Consider the following 20,243-nt stretch of genomic DNA (forward strand, 5'->3'; position numbering starts at 1 on the left):
GGTTCCCGGTCAGACAATGCGGCTACAGGCCAATGTGCCGACCGCTACCGAGGAGCCACCCCATGTCTTTCAATGCTCATTTCGATGTTCTGACTTCTGCGCTCGAACCGCTGCCCGATGACCGGCGACTGTTGCTGATCAAGGGCGGAACCCTCGTTACCCAGGACGAACGCCTGGGCAACTTCATCGAAGGCGACGTGCTGATCCGTGGCACCGAAATCGTCGAGGTCGGCAGCGACCTGTCCGCACCGGACGCCGAGGTGATCGACGCCAAAGGCATGATCGTGATTCCCGGCATGGTCGATACCCACCGGCATGCCTGGGAAGGTCAGTTGCGCCGGATCAATCCGAACTCGCCGACCCTGGAAGACTACTGCAACGCCACGCATTTCTCGTTCGCCAAATACTACCGCCCGCAAGACATGTACGTCGGCAACCTGCTGACCGCGCTTGGTGCGATCAACGCCGGCATCACCACCATCATCGACAACTCGCACAACGCCCGCAGCGGTGCTCACTCGGACGCGGCCATCGATGCCCTGACCGACGCCGGCATCCGCGCCGTGCATGCGCCGGGCGCGCCGTTGTCGGGGGAGTGGGAATCCACGCAATGGCCGGGCGACTTGCGACGCCTGAAAGACAAATACGCCAGATCGTCCGATTCGCTGGTGACCCTGGCGATGATGGCGCAGCTCGACCGTGAACAATGGGCGGTCGCCCGTGAGCTTGGTCTGAGCATCGTCACCGAGTTCTTCGGTGCCGGCATGGCCGCCGAGCTGGATGAATTGCACGAAGAAGGGCTGCTCGGCCCGGACAACATTTTCAACCACTGCACCTGCCTGCCGGATCACGGCTGGTCGATCCTGCGCCACGCCGGGGTCAAGGTGAACGTCTGCCCGCGCTCCGATGCGCACTATGGCCTGGAAGACGGGGTTTTCGCCTGGCAGAAAGCCGTCGATCACGGCATGCAACCGGGCCTGAGCGTCGACAACGAAAGCTCTTACGGCGGTGACATGTTCGGCGAAATGCGCGTGGCGTTTTACCTGCAACGGGCTGCCGCACACAGCGCGCGATTCCACGGTCAGCCGGCGCCGGAACTGGTCAGCGCCGCGCAACTGCTCAAGGCTGCGACTCTCGATGGCGCCGCGTGTGCCGGCCTCGATGCGCGCATCGGCAGCATCACCCCCGGCAAACAGGCCGACATCGTGCTGATCCGCACCGACAACCTCAGCGTCTATCCGTCGAACAATGCCCTCGGCACGGTGGTGCATGCCGCCGAACGTGGCGACATCGACACCGTGATCATCGCCGGGCGCATCCGCAAACAGGCGGGAGTGGTGCTGGGCGTGGATCGCGAGCAACTGAACCGGGCCACCGAAGAGTCGCGTAGCTACCTGTTCAACGCGGCCGGCTACAGCCCTGATCCCTTCGCGGAGCATTTCGCCCCGCTGCATACCCACTGAGAGGTGCACGGTCATGATCCTGATTTCCTTTGCCCTGGCCTTGCTGGCCGGTGTGGCGATTGCCGTGCAAGCGGCGGTCAACAGTCAGTTGGCCGGGGCCATGACCGGCAACACCCTGGCGGCGGCGTTCTACTCGTTTCTCAGCGGCATGCTGGTGCTTGGTGCACTGGCGTGGATGCGCGGCGGACTGGGCGATGCGTTGAGTGTGATTCCGGCGCAACCGGGTTGGCGTCTGGTCGGTGGCGTACTCGGTGCCGGGGCGATTTTCTGCACCGTGTGGCTGGCGCCGCGCATCGGCTTGGCGAATCTGCTGGTGCTGGTGATTGCCGGGCAACTGCTGTCGTCGGTAGCCATCGATCACTTCGGCTGGCTCGGCGCAGTGGTACGGCCGGCGGCGTCGATCAAGATCGCCGGCGCCGTGGTGGTACTGCTGGGCGTGGCGCTGACGCTGTTTGGTGAGCGGTTGATTGCGATGCTCGCCAAGGCTTTTTGACCTGCTCCCTCAGATCCTTTCGCCACTCATTTCATAGGTGTCGCCGTGACTGCATTCATTCATTTGGGGATGCGCAATGGACTGTCGACCCTGGCCGGTACGCTGCTGCTGGCAAGCTTGAGCCATGGAGCCCGGGCGGATTTTCTGGCGGACTCCCACGCCTCGTTCGAAACCCGCAACGTCTACTTCAACCGTGACTTTCGTGACGGGTCGTCGACTCTTCAGTCGAAGCGCGAGGAATGGGCCCAGGGCCTGATGTTCAGGTTCGAGTCCGGTTATACGCCGGGCGTCGTGGGTTTCGGTGTCGATCTGCTGGGCATGGTTGGCGTGCGTCTTGATTCCAGCCCGGATCGCGCCGGCAGCGGTTTGTTGCCGGTGCGCAGCGACGGTCGTGCAGCCAGCGAGTACGGCAAGCTTGGGGTGACGGCGAAGGTGAAGTTTTCAAAAACCGAATTGAAGGCAGGTTCGTTGTTTCCCGTGCTGCCGACACTGCGCCCGCAGGACGGCATGATTCTGCCGCAAACCTTTCGCGGCGCCCTGATGACGTCGCAGGATTTGCCCGGTGTGGTGCTGACGGCGGGGCAGCTTGATCGGGTCAAGGGGCGCAACGATACGAGCTATGAACCGATTGCCCTGAACAACAAGAACAACCGTTTCGTGACCAATGCCCAAGGCGCGCACCTGAATCTTGCGGGTGTCGACCGTCAGGTGAACGAGCACCTCAAAGTCAGTTATCACTATGCATCGTTGAGCGATGTCTACAATCAGCACTTCATCGGCCTTACCGATACACGACCGATGGCCGGTGGAACGGTAAGCAGCGATCTGCGGTTTTTCTCCAGCGAAAGCCAGGGCGCGGCCAAGGCCGGGAAGATTCACAACCAGTCACTGAACAGCATGGTCGGCTATGCCGCCGGTGGGCATAAAGTCAGTGTCGGTTATCAGGCGATGTTCGGTGAAAGTGCATTTCCCTATGTCGAAGGCAGCGATGCCTATTTGGTTAACTACGCACAGATCGGCGATTTCGCCGAAGCCAAAGAACGCTCCTGGCAGGTGCGATATGACTTCGATTTCGAGCGCCTGGGCATTCCGGGCCTGACCTTCATGAGCCGCTACATTGATGCCGATCACGCTCAGGTGGCGGGCAAGACCGGGCAGGAATGGGAGCGCAACACTGAAGTGAAATACGTGATTCAAAGCGGCACGTTCAAGGACGTTGCCTTGCGCGTGCGCAACGCGACTTATCGCTCGTCGTTCAGCCGCGATGCCGACGAAACACGGATCCTGATCACCTACACCAAAGCCCTCTGGTGAAGTCACTCGACCCCTTGTACCCCATGCTAGTGCGCTAGCAGATTCAGATCATCGGCGGCAGCGAATCCAGTATCTTGTCCAAGGTAATCGGATACTCCCGCACCCGCGCTCCAGTGGCGTTGTAGATCGCATTCGCCACCGCCGCGCTGACCCCGCAGATGCCCAGTTCGCCCACGCCCTTGGCCTTCATCGGCGAAGAGATCGGGTCGGTTTCATCGAGGAAGATCACCTCCTGATGCGGGATGTCCGCGTGTACCGGCACCTCGTAGCCTGCCAGATCATGGTTGACGAAAAAGCCCAGGCGCTTGTCCACCGCCAACTCTTCCATCAACGCCGCCCCGACGCCCATGGTCATCGCGCCGATCACCTGGCTGCGGGCGGCTTTCGGGTTGAGAATCCGCCCGGCAGCGCAGACCGCGAGCATGCGTCGCACGCGCACTTCGCCGGTGGCGGCATCGACCGCGACTTCAACGAAATGCGCACCGAACGTCGACTGCTGATACTGCTTGGCGAGGTCGGCGAATTCGATGCTGTCCTCGGCTTCAACCGCCCCGTTTTGCGCGGCGTTGCGCAACGGCACCTGTTTGTTGCCGAGCTGCACCTGGCCATCGGCGAACACTGCGTCACCCTCGGTCATGCCCAGTTTTGCCGTCACCGCTTCACGCAGTTTCATGCATGCGGCATAGACCCCGGCGGTCGAGCAATTGGCACCGAACTGGCCACCGGAGCCGGACGACACCGGAAAACTCGAATCCCCCAGATGCACCACCACATCCTCCAGGCCCACGCCCATCATTTCGGCGGCAGTCTGGGCGATGATCGTGTAGCTGCCGGTGCCGATATCGGTCATGTCGGTTTCCACGGTGATCTTGCCGTCACGCTCCAGCCGAACTCTTGCTCCGGATTTCACCAGCAGGTTGTTGCGAATCGCCGCCGCCACGCCCATGCCGATCAGCCAGCGACCTTCGCGACGGGTGCCGGGCGTGGTGTTGCGCTTGTCCCAGCCGAAGTGTTCGGCGCCGGTTTGCAGGCATTCGATCAGGCGTCGCTGGGAGAAGGATCGCTCGGTTTTTACCGGATCGACCTGGGTGTCGTTGAGGATGCGGAACTGGATCGGGTCGAGTTTGAGCTTTTCCGCCATCTCGTCCATGGCGATCTCCAGCACCATCAAACCGGGTGTTTCGCCGGGGGCGCGCATGGCGTTGCCTTCGGGCAGATCCAGCGGTGCGAGGCGCATCCTCACCAGACGATTTTCCCCGGCGTAGAGCAACTGGCTCGGCTGCGCGGCGACTTCGACCTTGCCCTCGGCCAGGTTGCCCGACCAGCCTTCGTGGGCGATGGCGGTGAGTTTGCCGTCCGCCGTGGCGCCCATGCGGATGCGCTGGATGGTGGCCGGGCGGTGGGTGGTGTTGTTGGCGATTTGCGGGCGGGCGAGGGCGACTTTCACCGGGCGGTTGGCCAGGCGCGCGCCGAGTGCGGCGAGGATCGAGTCGGCGCGGATGAACAGCTTGCCGCCGAAACCGCCGCCGATGTAGGGCGAAATCAATCGCACTTTCTCTTTGGGCAGGCCGAGGGTGGTGGCGATGTCACCGACGCTCCAGGCGATCATCTGGTTCGAGGTCCACAGGGTCAGTTGATCGCCTTGCCACGCGGCGAGGGTCGCGTGGGGTTCCATCATCGCGTGGGACTGGTCCGGGGTGCTGTAGGTCTGGTCGAACTGCACGGGGGCGGCGGCGAAGGCCGCGGTGAAATCGCCGTGTTTGACGTCCGGCAGTTCTTCCTTAGGCTCCTTGCCCTGATCGCGTACGGCGGCCAGATCGAACTGGCCTTTATCCGTCGCGTACTCGACATGCACAAGCTGTGCGGCGGCCCGTGCCTGTTCGAAGGTTTCGGCGACCACCAGCGCCACTGCCTGGTGATAGTGTTGCACCTCGGGCCCGGCGAGCAGATGCGCGGCGTTGTATTTGCCCTTGCCGAGTTTGCCGGCATTGGCGGCGGTGACAATGGCCAGCACACCGGGGGCGGCGTGGGCCTCGTCCAGATCCATGCGGGTGATGCGACCCTTGGCGATGGCCGCACCGACCATGACGCCGTAAGCCTGATTTTTCACTGCTTCATGTTGTTCGTAAGCGTAAGGGGCCTGACCGCTGGTCTTCAGCGGGCCTTCGATGCGGTCGGTGGGTTTGCCGATGACCTTCAACTGGTCAATCGGATTGGTCGCGGCGGGCGTGTCGAATTTCATGCTTCGTCCCTCGCTTGGGCCAGCACCGAGGCGAGCGTGCGTTCCACCAGCGTTACCTTGAACTGGTTGTCATGGGTAGGCGTGGCGCCGTCTAGCAGGCATGCGCTGACGGCTTTCGCGCCTTGGGGCAGCAGCGCTTCTGCGGCTTCTAAACGCCAGGGTTTCGGCGCGATGCCTCCAACGGCGACGCGGCCGCTGCCGTCCTTTTGCAGGATCAACCCGACAGATACCAGCGCAAACGCGTAGGACGAACGGTCCCGCACCTTGTGATAGACGTGGGTGCCGCCAACCGGGGCGGGCAGGGTAACGCCGGTGATCAATTCGCCGGGCGTAAGCGCGGTTTCGATGTGCGGCGTATTGCCGGGCAAAGCGTGGAAATCGGCCATGGCGATGCGCCGGGTGCTGCCATCGGCTTTGAGGGTTTCAATCTGCGCATCCAGCGCACGCAGGGCAATCGCCATGTCGCTCGGGTGCGTGGCAATGCACGCGTCGCTGACACCGATGATTCCCAGTTGGCGGGTGACCCCGCCAATCGCCGCGCAACCACTGCCGGGATTGCGTTTGTTGCAGGCCTGGTTGGTGTCGTAGAAGTACGGGCAGCGGGTGCGTTGCAACAGGTTGCCGGCGGTGGTTGCCATGTTGCGCAACTGCCCCGAGGCCCCGGCCAGCAGGGCCCGGGAGAGCAGGGCGTAGTCTTTGCGCACACGCGGGTCGGCGGCCAGGTCGGTGTTGCGCACCAGTGCGCCGATGCGCAAGCCGCCGTCGTCGGTCGCTTCGATCTGGTCGAGGCCCAGGTGATTGACGTCGATCAGCTGCGGCGGCGTTTCGATGTCGAGCTTCATCAAGTCCAGCAGGTTGGTGCCGCCGGCGATAAACCGCGCACCATCCATTTGCCCCGCTTGGGCAGCGGCTGCGGCGGGGGAGTCGGCGCGACTGTAATTGAACGCTCTCATGCCGAGACCTCCGCGACTTCGCTGATGGCTTCGATGATGTTGGAGTAGGCGCCGCAACGGCAGATGTTGCCGCTCATGCGTTCCTGCAATTCGCTGGCGATCAGTTGCGGCGGCTCGGTCAGGCTGGGGCTGGCGTGACTGGGAATGCCGTCGCGGATTTCCTTGAGCACGGCTACCGCCGAGCAGATCTGCCCCGGCGTGCAATAGCCGCACTGATAACCGTCATGCTTGATGAACGCGGCCTGCATCGGATGCAGGTGGTCCGGCATGCCGAGGCCTTCGATGGTGGTGACCTTGGCGCCGTCCTGCATCACGGCCAGGGTCAGGCATGAGTTGATCCGCCGGCCATCGACGATCACTGTGCAGGCGCCGCACTGGCCGTGGTCGCAGCCTTTTTTGCTGCCGGTCAGGTGCAGGTGTTCGCGCAGGGCGTCGAGCAGTGTGGTGCGGGTGTCGATATCAAGGGCCTGCGGCGTGCCGTTGACTTCAAGCGTCACTTTGCTCATGGCCGGTTGCTCCAGACTGGCCGCGTAGGCCTTGAGGCTGATGAAGGGCGGCAGCGCAAACGCTGTTGCTGTCACGGCGCCGAGAATCAGGAACCGGCGTCGGGACATCCCCGATGGCGGATGATCGTTCATGGCTGGGCTTCCTCTGATCAGGTCGGCGGGTCGCGAATGACCCGCATGTGCACGCCGGCGTGGTTGCCAGTCTTGGTCTGTTCTAGGAGTGACCGCGGGGGAGAGGAAAAGGTTTTGTCGGATTTTTGCCCGGACTTCAGGCCCACCACGTAGAGGCTATCGAGGCGATCAACGGTCATGGGCCGTCAGTGAATCATCGGTGTTTTCCCCGGTCGAAACCGCGGCTGCGCGCGTTGCGCTGACCACTTCCGTCGTCAAGACCTTGGTTTTAGGGAAATTCTGAATGATGCGTGCAACGAGCCTGTTGCTGACTGTTTCTGCCGCCGTACTGCTGGGCGGTTGTGTGGCGGATTTTGATGATGACTATCGCCATGGCCGGCATTACGACCGCGATCATGGCCGTTATTACGACCATGACCGGCGTTGGGATGATCGCGACTACGACCGGCGCGACGGGCGTCGCTATCATCGCGGCGATAACGACGACCAGTAATGGGCAAAAAGGGGCGTTCCCTCACGGGAACACCCCTTGGCATTAAAAATGAGCGTTCGCCCGGACGCTGGATCGCGCAGGCACGGAGGCCTCGATGTCCAGCAAATGGGTGGCGAGTATGTCGCTCAGAAAACGGAACTGATCGTTGAGACCCACCACTTCATTGCTGAAGTGATTGCTCGCGGCGGGCATCAGCAGATCTTCGAAATCTTCGTTGAACACCAGTGGCTGTGTCTTCAGCGACACCACGTGCTGGTCGTAATAGTTGTTGCCGAAGACCGGGAAGCTCACGGCGAGGGTGACGGTATGACTCATGATGTGAACTCCTCGTGGTGTGTGTCTCGGATGGGTGAATCCTGCGCCGGACGCGTCTGATGCGGAAGGCAATCGTCGTAATGGTGAACATCGACGTCAGTGATGGTTGGAACAAAAGCTGAAATCCCGCGCCCGGATCGAGGATCGATACAACCGGACAAACGGCTGAAACCCGCACCTATACTCAAGTCGTTACCTCCAGATCTGACCCACCAAAGGACACCGCCACCGTGAACCTGCGTGCGCTGATCGTCGCCGCACTGATGTTGCTGGCCGGTTGCGCGAGTTCGGCGCGGGGCCCGGCGAGCGCGCCGGCGGTGGTGGTTTCGCCGGCCACCTGGCAGCAGATCGACCGGGATATCGTTGTGGCTTCCCGGCAGTCCACCGAACAGGTCAAGGCTTTTGCCCGCGGTTCGATGGAACATTGGCGCATTCGCGTCTACGAGCAAACTGAAGAAAAATTCATCCCGTGGTTCAGCAGCTACTGGACCCAGGAATGGTTGTCGATGAAGGTCAGCTGGTACACCCTCAGCGCCGGGGGGGAGCAGGATGCTTCGTCCAAGCGCCTGGCCGCCTATTTACTGGAGCAATATCAGGAGCGAGTGCTGGTGCCCGTGGCTCAGGAGATCGACCCGGACGCGATCCTCGCCCAGTCCACCGCGTTCTACGCGCAACTGATGGCGCAGCAGATGCCGGTCATCGCCCAGCGCTACGGCGTACCCGTCGCCCAGCTCAACGGGCATTTGCAGAAAATCCCCGCCATCGCCCTCGGGCCGCCGCCGGCCCGGGATGCCTCGCTGTATCAGGTCGTCAGCACCGAGCCTTTGAACACCTTGCCGGCCTATGCCGCGCTGATCGACAAGATCCACACCGAAGGCGGGGCCAAGGGCATCGCCTCGACCGATGCCGGCATGGCCCCGGTGGCCAAGCGTGCCAGCCAGCGCATGGAAGCGGAGATGGCCCCTCGGGGCGCGGCCAGCGCGGTGGCGGCTGCGGCAGGCAAACTCGTCGGTGGGGTGATCTCGGTCGGCGTGGCGGGCATCCGCGCCATCCTTCAGGCCAATGATCGCCCGGACAGCGAAGCGCTGATCCGCAGCAGCCTGGGCAACACGTTCGACAAGGCCTGGCTGAAACTGGTGCAGAACCCGACGACCGGCGTGATGGCCGGTACGCTGCATATGGCGGCGCAGGTCGAAGGCAACCTCGGGGGAGCAGAGGAACCGTCGGTCGGATTGGGCGCCACACCTGTCGAATGGCATACGCCTGAGTCGACTACTCAGCAGATCAATCCCTAAACCCGCAGGAGCACGACTATGGCTTACATCGATGTTTTTGTCGCACCCGTTCCGAACGCCAATCGCGAACAGTACAAAAAACACTGCGAAATCGCCGAGAAATTGTTCAAGGAATACGGCGCTCTGGAGGTGGTTCAAGGCTGGGGCGATGACGTGCCGGACGGCAAGGTCACCTCATTTCCGATGGCGGTGAAACTCAAGGAAGGCGAAACCGTGTCGGCCGGCTGGCTGGTCTGGCCGGACAAGGCCACCCGCGACGCAGGCATGGGCAAAATGATGGAAGACCCGCGCATGCAGCCGGACGTCAATCCAATGCCGTTCGATGGGATGCGGATGATCTTCGGCGGCTTCAAGAACATTCTCGAGTCTTGAGGCAGAACAGCCGGATCACTCCGCCGACGGGGTGATCCGGCAGCCTTTGCGGTTGCGAATCTGCTCGTCCGTCGGCCGCTCGCGCACGAATTCGAAACGCGGTTCTCCCTCGCTGTAATGCACCAGCCAGCCCCACTCCAGTTCGCTTTCATCCTGCCCGGGATTCGGCGGTCGGGCCCACCAGGGTTCTTTGCTGAGGATCTCGCGCATGGTGTCCTCCGGTTGATGGCAATCGTTGAACTATAAACCCCAGGCCGAGAGTCGCCAGAAACGGGCGTGTAGAATCCAGGGATCTCGACGAACGAAGGAGCGTGGCCATGACGGACGAAACACGCGGGGATCAACCGTTCAAGCGGCTGTTCTTTGCCCTGGACTGCCCGCCGGCACAGCGCAAGGCGATTGCCCAGTGGCGCAGTGAACTGGGTTTGCGTACCGGCAAACCGGTGCCAGCGGACAACTTTCACCTGACGCTGCTGTTTCTTGGTGCGGTGCCGTTGGCGCAGATTGGTGAAGTCTGTGAGGCGGCAGCGAAAGTGCGCACGCCGGGCGAGGCGCTGAGGATTTCGCTGGATCGATTGCAGGTCTGGCATCGCGCCGGGGTGTTGTCGCTGGCACCGGAGCAGGCACCGCAGGGATTGTTGCGACTGGTTTACGGACTGGAGCAGGCGATGCTGCCGTTCGGTTTTGAAGAGGCGACGCGTGAGTATCGTCCGCACCTGACGCTGGCCCGGGACTATCGGGCACCGGAACCGGAATCCGCCACGCCGCCAGAGTTCTTCCTGAGGGCTGAACGCTTTGCGCTGTTCGAATCCCACAAGGGCCGTTATCGAATTGTTCAGGATTGGCCGCTGACCTGAGCCCACAAAAAAAGGCGCCCGAGGGCGCCTGAATTCACCTGAACCGAGGGAGGCCAGGTGAGGCCGTTCAGAGCGAGGGTGCAGCGGTGGTAAGGCGCTGCGTGAACGGGAAATCGATGTGTGTTTACTTGCCGAGTTTTACGCGGGTCCAGCCCCGGGTCATGATCCGTTGCGTGGCAATCGGTTGATCCGGCACCGCGTACAGCGTGGCCATCACTTCCTGCGACGGGTATGAGCCCGGATCGTTGCGGATCGCTTCGTCCACCAGGGGCGTGGCGGCGGCGTTGGCGTTACTGTAGCCGTTGCTGTTGGTGATCTCGGCGATGATGTCCGGACGCATCAGGAAGTCCATGAACAGGTACGCGTTCTCGACGTTCGCCGCATCGCGCGGGATGGCGACCATGTCGTAGAAGCTGCCGGCACCTTCCTTGGGAATGCTGTAGTCGATCACCACGTTGTTGCCCGATTCCACCGCGCGGGCCTTGGCCTGCAACACGTCACCGGAGTAACCGACCGCCACGCAGATGTTGCCGTTGGCCAGGTCCGAGATGTATTTCGAGGAATGGAAGTACGCCACGTTCGGGCGAATCTTCATGAACAGCGCTTCGGCTTCTTTGATGTGCGCGGTGTCCTTGTCGTTCACCGGATAGCCCAGGTAGTGCAGGGCGGCCGGGATCATTTCGGTCGGCGAGTCGAGGAAACTGATGCCGCAAGCCTTGAGCTTCTCGGCGTTCTCCGGTTTGAACAGCAGGTCCCAGGAGTTGGTCGGCGCGTTTTTGCCGAGCACTTCCTTGACCTTGGCCGGGTTGAAACCGATGCCGATCGAGCCCCACATGTACGGGAACGCGTGAGCGTTGCCCGGATCACTGGCGGAGGCGTTTTTCAGCAGCACCGGGTTGAGATTCTTCCAGTTCGGCAGCTTCGATTTGTCCAGGGTCTGGTAGACCCCGGCCTTGATCTGCTTGGCCAGGAAACTGTTGGACGGCACCACGATGTCGTAGCCGGACTTGCCCGCGAGCAGACGCGCTTCGAGGGTTTCGTTGCTGTCGAACACATCGTAGGTCACGCGGATGCCGGTCTCGTCCTCGAACTTCTTGACGGTGTCCGGGGCGATGTAGTCCGACCAGTTGTAAACGCGCAGCACCTTGTCGTTGGCCTGGGCGCCCGTGGCGATTGCGCCCAATAAGGACAGTGTCAGCAGAGTCCTGCCAAACATTTTCATCGGTACAACTCCATTCTTTTTATTCAAAAGCTTTATTCAAAAACACAAAGCGGAATTTCAGTGAATCGGTGGCGGGGGAGAGGCTCCCGCGCCACCCGGTACTCAGGCCGTCGCTGCCACTCGTTGAGGTTGCGGCTGCTGCCACGATTCGTTGGCGGTCTGATCCATCGCTTCCTGAATCGCACGCTTGCGGTTGGCTTCTGCCTTGCGGCCGAAGTACCAGACCAGGAAGGTCACCAGCGACACCGCCAGCAGAATCAAACTGGCCACGGCGTTGATCTCGGGCTTCACGCCCAGACGCACGGCCGAGAACACTTCCATCGGCAGGGTGGTGGAACCCGGCCCCGACACGAAGCTCGCCAGCACCAGGTCATCCAGCGACAGGGCGAACGACATCATGCCGCCCGCCGCCAGCGACGGCGCGATCATCGGGATGGTGATCAGGAAAAACACCTTGAACGGTTTCGCGCCCAGATCCATCGCCGCTTCCTCGATCGACAGGTCCAGCTCACGCAAGCGGGCGGAGACTACCACCGCCACATAAGCGGCACAAAACGTGGTGTGGGCGATCCAGATCGTGACGATGCCACGCTCCTGGGGCCAGCCGATCAGTTGCGCCATGGCCACGAACAGCAGCAACAGCGACAGACCGGTGATCACCTCAGGCATAACGAGCGGCGCGGTCACCAGACCACCGAACAATGTACGACCCTTGAAGCGTGTCACGCGGGTCAGCACGAATGCGGCGAGGGTGCCCAGTGCCACTGCGGCGACAGCGGTGTAGCAGGCGATTTCCAGCGAGCGCACCACCGAGCCCATCAGTTGCGTGTTGTCGAGCAGGCCGACATACCACTTCACCGACCAGCCGCCCCAGACCGTCACCAGTTTCGAGGCGTTGAACGAGTAGATCACCAGAATCAGCATCGGCAGATAGATGAACATCAGGCCGAAGATCAGCATGAACTTTGAAAATCCGAAGCGTTTCATCCCCGTCCCTCCATCTCTTTGGCCTGGCTGCGGTTGAACAGCAGGATCGGCACAATCAGGATCAACAGCATCACCACCGCCAGGGCGGACGCCACCGGCCAGTCGCGGTTATTGAAGAACTCTTGCCACAGCACGCGACCGATCATCAGGGTCTCCGGGCCACCCAGCAGTTCCGGAATCACGAACTCGCCCACCACCGGAATGAACACCAGCATGCAGCCGGCGATGATGCCGTTCTTGGCCAGCGGCACGGTGATTTTCCAGAAGTTGTTGAAGTTGCTCGAACCCAGATCCTGCGCGGCTTCCAGCAGGCTGCCGTCGTGCTTCACCAGGTTGGCGTAGAGCGGCAGCACCATGAATGGCAGATAGGCGTAAACCACACCGATATACACGGCCGTGTTGGTGTTGAGGATCTCGATCGGGTGATCGGTGAGCCCGGTCCACATCAGGAACGCGTTGAGCAGACCGTTGTTGCTGAGGATGCCCATCCACGCGTAAACGCGGATCAGGATCGCGGTCCAGGTCGGCATCATGATCAACAGCAGCAGGACGTTTTGCGCTTCCTTGCTGGCCTTGGTGATCGCGTAAGCCATCGGGAAACCGATCACCAGGCACATCATCGTGCTCAGTGCCGCGACCTTCAGCGAACCGAGGTAGGCCGACAGGTACAGCTCGTCTTCGCCGAGCATGGTGTAGTTGCCGATGTTCAGGAACAGCTGGAATTTCTGTTCGGCGTAGGTGTAGATCTCCGAGTACGGCGGGATCGACAACGCGGCTTCCGAGAAGCTGATCTTCATCACCAGGAAAAACGGCAGCATGAAGAACAGGAACAGCCAGATGAACGGGATGCCGATGACGAACTTTCGCCCACTGGGCACCAGGCGCAGGAATTGCTGATTGAAGGTTCTCATGAGCGCAGTACCACGCCGCTGTCGTCTTCCCACCAGACGTAGACCTTGTCGTCCCAGGTCGGACGCGCGCCACGGCGTTCGGCGTTGGCCATGAACGACTGGACGATCTTGCCGCTCGGCAATTCGACGTAGAACACCGAGTGGCCGCCGAGGTAGGCGATGTCATGTACCTTGCCTTCGGACCAGTTGTAGCGGGTCTCCGGCTTGATCGTGCTGACGAGCATTTTTTCCGGGCGGATCGCGTAGGTGATCGACTTGTCCTGCACCGAGGTGCTGACGCCATGACCGACGTAGATCTTTTGCTGCAAGTCCGGGCTGTGAATGATCGCGTGACCTTCAAGGTCCTCGACCACCGTGCCGTCGAAGGCGTTCACGTTGCCGATGAATTCGCAGACCATGCGGCTGACCGGTGCTTCATAGATGTCGACCGGGCTGCCGATCTGGGCGATCCAGCCCAGGTGCATGATCGCGATGCGCTCGGCCATGGTCATGGCCTCTTCCTGGTCGTGGGTCACCATCACGCAGGTCACGCCGACGCGTTCGATGATTTCCACCAGTTCCAGCTGCATTTGCGAGCGCAGCTTTTTATCCAGCGCGCCCATCGGTTCGTCGAGCAGCAACAGCTTCGGACGCTTGGCCAGGGAGCGGGCGAGGGCCACGCGCTGACGCTGACCGCCGGACAGTTGATGCGGGCGGCGCTTGGCGTATTGGGTCATGTGGACGAGGCGCAGCATCTCTTCGACGCGGGCGTCGATTTCGCTGGCCGGCAAACGGTCCTGCTTGAGGCCGAAGGCGATGTTCTGCGCCACGGTCATGTGCGGGAACAGAGCGTAGGACTGGAACATCATGTTGATCGGCCGCTCGTACGGCGGCATGTCGGTGATGTCGACACCGTCGAGCAGAATGCGTCCTTCAGTCGGCCGCTCGAAACCGGCGAGCATGCGCAGCAGGGTCGATTTGCCCGAGCCGGAGCCGCCGAGCAGGGCGAAGATTTCGCCCTGATGGATCTCCAGGGACACGTCGTCCACAGCGGTGGTTTCGTCGAACTTTTTGGTGACTCGATCGACTTTCACCAGAACCTTTTTCGGTTGCTGATGACCTTCAAGAGCCTTCCTGTAAGTGCTGGAGGCGTTTGCCATGTGAAACTCCCAACAGGTTTCAGTCGCCGGGCCAACGCGGCCTGGCTTAAGAGTGGATTGCAGACCCGCACCGTGCGGGTTGTTCGGCGCCGCCGTCCTGGCTGCCGGGTGGTGCTTTTTGTTTTCGCGGTGTGTTGCTGATCGCGGATGACGGATGCGCAAGCGCGCAGCCGCCGACCCCGCGGGGGGCAGTAAATGGTTTTGCAATCGTTGGGTGGCGTCAGCGCTGGTTGCGTCGCGCCGCACGCTGGCGGCAAGCCTCGCCGAATGCCTGGAAAATCCGCAGGTAGTTCGGGTTGTCCAGCACCTGCCATTCCGGGTGCCATTGCACGCCGAGGGCAAAGGTCGGGCTGTGCTCCACCGAGACCGCCTCGATCAGGCCGTCCGGCGCCACGGCTTCGGCGCGCAGGCCGGGAGCGAGGCGGTCGATGCCCTGACTGTGAATCGAGTTGACCTGGAATTCACCCGGCAGCTCCAGCGCTTCGAACACGCCGCCGGGCAGTACCGACACGGCATGAGCCGGGGCGTATTGCACGGCGACATCCGGGCTGTCGGCTTCGCGGTGATCGAGCATGCCCGGCAGCTCATGCACCTTCTGGTGCAGGCTGCCGCCAAACGCCACGTTCATTTCCTGGAAACCCCGGCAGATGCCGAGTACCGGAACGCCCGCCGCGATGGCTGCACGCAATAGAGGAAGGGTAGTGGCATCCCGTGCCGGATCGTGATCCGTGCCGGGAGCGCTGGCCGGGCCCTGATAGTGGAAGGGTTCCACATTGGACGGCGAGCCGGTCAGCAACAGACCGTCGAGCTGACCCAGCAGGTCTTCGATTTCAGTCAGTTTGCCAAGGGAAGGAATGACGACGGGCAACCCCAGCGCCGCAACGCTGACAGCGCGAACGTACTTGTCGCCGCTGATGTGGTAGGGGTGCAGGCCAATCTGTTTGACGCACGCAGTAACGCCGATCAATGGCTTGAATGCCATTTTTATTCACCTCGAAGTTTGACACTTGAACGAGCTTTTCCGGAGCTTAGCCTCGTTGATTTTAATTAACAACTCCCATGTAAAAAATTCTAAACGCCGTTCATCAAATCGTCACCAAGACCGGGGCTCTGGCGCCTGCGTTGGCACGAGAGTGTTAAAAAAAGCCCGAAAAATAAACGCTGAACGGCCATGTGTTCGCTATTGACTTCACTTTGCCGTTCGGGTTGACTGGCTCCGCGAAACAGCAGTGAACATAATAATTAACAGCTAAATAGGTGCATCATGTCGGTCCCTCTGCGTGCCGTTCAACTCAACGAAGCAAACGCATTCCTTAAGAAACATCCTGAGGTTTTGTACGTCGACCTTCTGATTGCAGACATGAACGGTGTGGTGCGCGGCAAGCGCATCGAGCGCACCAGTCTTCATAAGGTTTACGAGAAAGGCATCAACTTGCCGGCCTCGCTTTTCGCCCTCGACATCAATGGCTCCACGGTGGAAAGCACCGGTCTGGGCCTGGACATCGGCGACGCCGACCGTATCTGCTACCCGATCCCGGGCACCCTGAGCATCGAGCCTTGGCAGAAGCGTCCGACCGCCCAACTGCTGATGACCATGCACGAGCTGGAAGGCGAGCCGTTCTTCGCCGACCCGCGTGAAGTGCTGGCCAACGTGGTGCGCAAATTCGACGAACTGGGCCTGACCATCTGCGCCGCGTTCGAACTCGAGTTCTACCTGATCGACCAGGACAACGTGAACGGCCGTCCGCAATCGCCACGTTCGCCGGTTTCGGGCAAGCGTCCGGTATCGACTCAGGTTTATCTGATCGACGATCTCGACGAATACGTCGACTGCCTGCAAGACATCCTCGAAGGCGCGAAAGAGCAGGGCATTCCTGCTGACGCCATCGTCAAGGAAAGCGCCCCGGCGCAGTTCGAAGTCAACCTGCACCATGTTTCCGATCCTGTTAAAGCGTGCGACTACGCCGTCCTGCTCAAGCGTCTGGTGAAGAACATCGCCTACGACCACGAGATGGACACCACCTTCATGGCCAAGCCGTATCCGGGCCAGGCGGGCAACGGTCTGCACGTACACATTTCGATTCTGGACAAGGAAGGCAACAACATCTTCGCCAGCGAGGATCCCGAGCAGAACGCCGCGCTGCGCCACGCGATCGGCGGTGTGCTGGAGACCCTGCCTGCGCAAATGGCCTTCCTGTGCCCGAACGTCAACTCGTACCGCCGCTTCGGCGCGCAGTTCTACGTACCGAACTCGCCGAGCTGGGGCATCGACAACCGCACCGTGGCCGTCCGCGTGCCGACCGGTTCGGCCGACGCCGTGCGCATCGAGCACCGGGTCGCCGGTGCCGACGCCAACCCGTACCTGCTGATGGCTTCCGTTCTGGCCGGTATTCACCACGGCCTGACCAACCAGATCGAGCCGGGCGCCCCGGTCGAAGGCAACAGCTACGAGCAGAACGAACAGAGCCTGCCGAACAACCTGCGCGACGCCCTGCGTGAGCTGGACGACAGCGAAGTCATGGCCCGCTACATCGACCCGATGTACATCGACGTGTTCGTCGCGTGCAAGGAAAGCGAGCTGGCCGAGTTCGAAAACTCGATCTCTGACCTTGAGTACAACTGGTATCTGCATACCGTCTGACGCTCAAGCGTCTACCTCGCAAGCACCGCCGCTCCCATGTGAGCGGCGGTCACCTCTTTCTCTGTGTGAGTCACCCCCATGACCATGACCCGCAACGACTGGGAACAACGCTTCCAGTCCCTGACCATCGAATCCCGTGCCTTCATCAACGGCGAATACCGCCCGGCCATCAGCGGCGACACCTTCGAATGCCTGAGCCCCGTCGACGGCCGTTTCCTGGCCTCCGTCGCCAGCACCGATGAAGCCGACGCCAACCTCGCCGTCGAAGTCGCGCGCCAGTCCTTCAATTCCGGCGTGTGGGCGAACAAGGCCCCGGCCGAGCGCAAGCGCATCCTGATCCGCTTCGCCGACCTGATCCTGCAACACCAGGAAGAACTGGCGCTGCTCGAAACCCTCGACATGGGTAAACCGATCAGCGACTCGATGAGCATCGACATCCCGGCGACCGCCAACGCGATCCGCTGGAGCGCCGAGGCCATCGACAAGATCTACGACGAAGTCGCCGCCACCCCGCACGATCAACTCGGCCTGGTGACTCGCGAACCAGCGGGCGTAGTCGCGGCCATCGTGCCGTGGAACTTCCCGCTGATCATGGCCAGCTGGAAATTCGCCCCGGCGCTGGCGGCAGGTAACTCGTTCATCCTCAAGCCTTCGGAAAAATCCCCGCTGACCGCGATCCGCATTGCGCAGCTCGCACTGGATGCCGGTATTCCGAAAGGCGTGTTCAACGTCCTGCCAGGCTTCGGCCACACCGTTGGCAAGGCGCTGGCGTTGCACATGGACGTCGACGTGCTGGCCTTCACCGGCTCCACGGCGATTGCCAAGCAACTGATGATTTATGCCGGCCAAAGCAACATGAAACGCGTCTGGCTCGAAGCAGGGGGCAAGAGCCCGAACGTGGTGTTTGCCGACGCACCGGACTTGCGCGCGGCAGCACAAGCGGCGGTCGGCGCCATTGCGTTCAACCAGGGCGAGGTCTGCACCGCGGGCTCGCGCCTGCTGGTGGAGCGCTCGATCCGCGAGCAATTCATCCCGCTGCTGGTGGAAGCGCTGCAAGCGTGGAAACCGGGGCACGCCCTGGATCCGGCCACCACCGTCGGAGCCGTGGTCGATCAGCGTCAACTGGACAACGTGCTGCGCTACATCAGCATCGGCCGGGAGCAGGGCGCCGAGCTGATCGCCGGCGGCCGCCGCACCCTCGAAGAAACCGGCGGCACCTACATCGAGCCGACGATTTTCGACGGCGTGACCAACGCCATGACGATCGCCAAGGAAGAAATCTTCGGCCCGGTGCTGTCGCTGATCACCTTCGACACCGTCGAGGAAGCGTTGCAGATCGCCAACGACAGCATCTTCGGCCTCGCCGCCGGGGTCTGGACCAGCAACCTGAGCAAGGCCCACACCTTCGCCCGTGGCCTGCGCGCCGGCAGCGTGTGGGTCAACCAGTACGACGGCGGCGACATGACCGCGCCGTTCGGTGGCTTCAAACAGTCGGGCAACGGTCGCGACAAATCGCTGCACGCGTTCGACAAGTACACCGAGCTGAAAGCGACCTGGATCAAGCTCTGACTCTTTTACAGCGGTGGTCGCCTGCAACCGGCGACCCTCGGAGAATAAAAAAATGAAACAACAACACGTGAACAGCTACTACGCCGCCACCCGCAACGAAGTGATCGATTTTCCGGTCCTCGAAGAGTCGGTGGAGTGCGATGTCTGCATCATCGGCGCCGGCTACACCGGCCTGTCCTCGGCACTGTTCCTGAGCGAAGCCGGCTACAAGGTGACGGTGCTGGAAGCGGCGAAAGTCGGCTACGGCGCCAGCGGTCGCAACGGCGGTCAACTGGTCAACTCCTACAGCCGCGACGTCGACGTGATCGAAGAGCGCTACGGCGACAAGACCGCCGAAATTCTCGGCAGCATGATCTTCGAAGGCGCCGACATCATCCGTTCGCGCATCAAGGAATACGACATCAAATGCGACTACCGCCCGGGCGGCATTTTCGCGGCGATGAACAACAAGCAGCTCAAGGGCCTCGCCGAGCAAAAGCGCAGCTGGGAACGTTACGGCAATAAAAATCTGAAGATGCTCGACGCTGCGGACATCCGCCGCGAAGTCGGCTCCGACGCCTACGTCGGCGGCCTGCTGGACATGCAGGGCGGCCACATCCATCCGCTGAACCTGGCCCTCGGTGAAGCTGCGGCCATCGTGCGTCTGGGCGGCAAGATCTACGAGCAGTCCGCTGCGGTGGAAATCAAGTACGGCGAGCCCAACGTCGTGCGCACCGCCAAAGGCCAGGTCCGCGCCAAGTACCTGTTGATCGCCGGCAACGCCTACCTGCCGCAAGGTCTCGACAACCGCGTGACGGCCAAGAGCATGCCGTGCGGCTCGCAGATCTGCGTCACCGAACCGTTGACCGAGAAACAGGCCCGCAGCCTGATCACCAACAACTACTGCGTCGAAGACTGCAACTACCTGCTCGACTACTACCGCCTCACCGCCGACAACCGTCTGCTCTACGGCGGCGGCGTGGTCTACGGCGCCCGTGAACCGGACGACATCGAAACCCTGATCCGCCCGAAGATCCTCAAGACCTTCCCGCAGCTCAAGGACGTTAAAATCGACTATCGCTGGACCGGCAACTTCCTGCTGACCATGTCGCGCATGCCGCAATTCGGCCGCATCGAGAAAAACGCCTACTACATGCAGGGCTACAGCGGCCATGGCGTCACTTGCTCGCACCTGGCCGGCAAACTGATCTCGGAAATGATCCGTGGCGACGCCGAACGCTTCGACGCCTTCGCCTCGCTGCCACACATGCCGATGATCGGCGGCCGCACCTTCTCGGCCCCGCTGACCGCCCTCGGCGCGGTGTATTACTCGCTGCGCGACCGTTTCGGCATCTGATTT

20 protein-coding genes are annotated in these 20,243 nt (G+C 61.8%); 10 read left to right on the forward strand and 10 right to left on the reverse strand.

Translation table 11 applies throughout. The features are described 5' to 3' along the window. Positions 1–62: 62 nt before the first annotated feature. The 3 genes from AC07NR_RS19965 (at position 63) to AC07NR_RS19975 (ending at position 3,270) form a co-directional block, all read left to right on the forward strand. Complete coding sequence (locus tag AC07NR_RS19965) at positions 63–1,463, forward strand: amidohydrolase family protein (RefSeq protein WP_495079245.1); 1,401 nt, start codon at positions 63–65, stop codon at positions 1,461–1,463. 13 nt (positions 1,464–1,476) lie between these two features. Then, the gene (locus tag AC07NR_RS19970) at positions 1,477–1,956 is read left to right on the forward strand and encodes a DMT family transporter (protein WP_305837830.1); all 480 of its coding nucleotides are present in this window, start codon (positions 1,477–1,479) and stop codon (positions 1,954–1,956) included. A gap of 69 nt (positions 1,957–2,025) precedes the next feature. Then, entirely contained in the window at positions 2,026–3,270 is a 1,245-nt protein-coding gene (locus AC07NR_RS19975; protein WP_305837919.1) for an OprD family porin, read from the forward strand. A 43-nt stretch (positions 3,271–3,313) separates the two neighbouring features. On the opposite strand, the gene paoC is transcribed toward AC07NR_RS19975, so the two are convergent. Genes paoC through paoA form a run of 3 tightly spaced genes read right to left on the reverse strand, consistent with a single transcriptional unit; the run spans position 3,314 to position 7,103 of the window. Continuing rightward, entirely contained in the window at positions 3,314–5,512 is a 2,199-nt protein-coding gene (gene paoC, locus AC07NR_RS19980) for an aldehyde oxidoreductase molybdenum-binding subunit PaoC (protein ID WP_495079246.1), read from the reverse strand. Beyond that, positions 5,509–6,465, reverse strand: a complete 957-nt coding sequence (locus tag AC07NR_RS19985) for an FAD binding domain-containing protein (RefSeq protein ID WP_495079247.1) — start codon at positions 6,463–6,465, stop codon at positions 5,509–5,511. Before AC07NR_RS19985 ends, paoC begins: the two co-directional genes overlap by 4 nt. Then, positions 6,462–7,103 (reverse strand): aldehyde dehydrogenase iron-sulfur subunit PaoA, encoded by a 642-nt coding sequence (paoA, locus tag AC07NR_RS19990; RefSeq protein WP_085708662.1) that lies wholly within the window; start codon positions 7,101–7,103, stop codon positions 6,462–6,464. Before paoA ends, AC07NR_RS19985 begins: the two co-directional genes overlap by 4 nt. A gap of 283 nt (positions 7,104–7,386) precedes the next feature. On the opposite strand from paoA, the gene AC07NR_RS19995 reads away from it, so the two are divergent. Continuing rightward, positions 7,387–7,596 (forward strand): hypothetical protein, encoded by a 210-nt coding sequence (locus AC07NR_RS19995; RefSeq protein WP_085708661.1) that lies wholly within the window; start codon positions 7,387–7,389, stop codon positions 7,594–7,596. A 42-nt stretch (positions 7,597–7,638) separates the two neighbouring features. On the opposite strand, the gene AC07NR_RS20000 is transcribed toward AC07NR_RS19995, so the two are convergent. Continuing rightward, entirely contained in the window at positions 7,639–7,911 is a 273-nt protein-coding gene (locus AC07NR_RS20000; RefSeq protein ID WP_096822863.1) for a hypothetical protein, read from the reverse strand. A 230-nt stretch (positions 7,912–8,141) separates the two neighbouring features. Here AC07NR_RS20000 and AC07NR_RS20005 point away from each other — a divergent pair, with 230 nt between their 5' ends. Together AC07NR_RS20005 and AC07NR_RS20010 are read left to right on the forward strand one after the other, a co-directional pair. Next, positions 8,142–9,206, forward strand: coding sequence for a hypothetical protein (locus AC07NR_RS20005; protein ID WP_495079248.1), 1,065 nt, complete (start codon positions 8,142–8,144; stop codon positions 9,204–9,206). An 18-nt stretch (positions 9,207–9,224) separates the two neighbouring features. After that, positions 9,225–9,578: a DUF1428 domain-containing protein gene (locus tag AC07NR_RS20010; RefSeq protein WP_085708658.1), complete on the forward strand. Its 354-nt coding sequence runs from the start codon at positions 9,225–9,227 to the stop codon at positions 9,576–9,578. Positions 9,579–9,593: 15 nt separating this feature from the next. Here the strand turns inward: AC07NR_RS20010 and AC07NR_RS20015 are convergent, their stop codons facing one another. Further along, on the reverse strand, positions 9,594–9,788 hold the full coding sequence (locus AC07NR_RS20015) for a hypothetical protein (RefSeq protein WP_007957125.1): 195 nt from the start codon (positions 9,786–9,788) through the stop codon (positions 9,594–9,596). Between the two features lie 107 nt (positions 9,789–9,895). Between AC07NR_RS20015 and thpR the strand changes: the two genes are divergently transcribed. Continuing rightward, positions 9,896–10,435 (forward strand): RNA 2',3'-cyclic phosphodiesterase, encoded by a 540-nt coding sequence (gene thpR / locus AC07NR_RS20020; RefSeq protein ID WP_495079249.1) that lies wholly within the window; start codon positions 9,896–9,898, stop codon positions 10,433–10,435. A 124-nt stretch (positions 10,436–10,559) separates the two neighbouring features. Here thpR and AC07NR_RS20025 read toward each other — a convergent pair whose 3' ends face one another. The 5 genes from AC07NR_RS20025 to AC07NR_RS20045 form a co-directional block, all read right to left on the reverse strand. Continuing rightward, positions 10,560–11,657: a polyamine ABC transporter substrate-binding protein gene (locus AC07NR_RS20025; RefSeq protein ID WP_085708656.1), complete on the reverse strand. Its 1,098-nt coding sequence runs from the start codon at positions 11,655–11,657 to the stop codon at positions 10,560–10,562. 102 nt (positions 11,658–11,759) lie between these two features. Then, a complete protein-coding gene (locus tag AC07NR_RS20030; protein ID WP_085708655.1) occupies positions 11,760–12,644 on the reverse strand; it encodes an ABC transporter permease subunit in 885 nt (294 codons plus the stop codon). Beyond that, positions 12,641–13,522: an ABC transporter permease subunit gene (locus tag AC07NR_RS20035; protein WP_371321054.1), complete on the reverse strand. Its 882-nt coding sequence runs from the start codon at positions 13,520–13,522 to the stop codon at positions 12,641–12,643. Before AC07NR_RS20035 ends, AC07NR_RS20030 begins: the two co-directional genes overlap by 4 nt. A 29-nt stretch (positions 13,523–13,551) precedes the next feature. After that, positions 13,552–14,694 (reverse strand): polyamine ABC transporter ATP-binding protein, encoded by a 1,143-nt coding sequence (gene potA / locus AC07NR_RS20040; protein WP_007957110.1) that lies wholly within the window; start codon positions 14,692–14,694, stop codon positions 13,552–13,554. A 220-nt stretch (positions 14,695–14,914) separates the two neighbouring features. Beyond that, positions 14,915–15,676 carry a gamma-glutamyl-gamma-aminobutyrate hydrolase family protein gene (locus tag AC07NR_RS20045; RefSeq protein ID WP_114882239.1) on the reverse strand — a complete coding sequence of 254 codons (762 nt, stop codon included), beginning with the start codon at positions 15,674–15,676 and terminating at the stop codon, positions 14,915–14,917. A 282-nt stretch (positions 15,677–15,958) separates the two neighbouring features. Here AC07NR_RS20045 and AC07NR_RS20050 point away from each other — a divergent pair, with 282 nt between their 5' ends. The 3 genes from AC07NR_RS20050 to AC07NR_RS20060 all read left to right on the forward strand — a co-directional run bounded on the left by AC07NR_RS20050 (position 15,959) and on the right by AC07NR_RS20060 (position 20,240). Further along, positions 15,959–17,335, forward strand: coding sequence for a glutamine synthetase family protein (locus AC07NR_RS20050; RefSeq protein ID WP_085708652.1), 1,377 nt, complete (start codon positions 15,959–15,961; stop codon positions 17,333–17,335). A 78-nt stretch (positions 17,336–17,413) separates the two neighbouring features. Further along, entirely contained in the window at positions 17,414–18,904 is a 1,491-nt protein-coding gene (locus AC07NR_RS20055; protein ID WP_495079250.1) for an aldehyde dehydrogenase, read from the forward strand. A gap of 52 nt (positions 18,905–18,956) precedes the next feature. Then, entirely contained in the window at positions 18,957–20,240 is a 1,284-nt protein-coding gene (locus AC07NR_RS20060) for an NAD(P)/FAD-dependent oxidoreductase (protein ID WP_085686396.1), read from the forward strand. The last annotated feature ends 3 nt before the right edge of the window (positions 20,241–20,243 follow it).

It is taken from the genome of Pseudomonas sp. GW821-FHT09C09 (assembly GCF_059418105.1).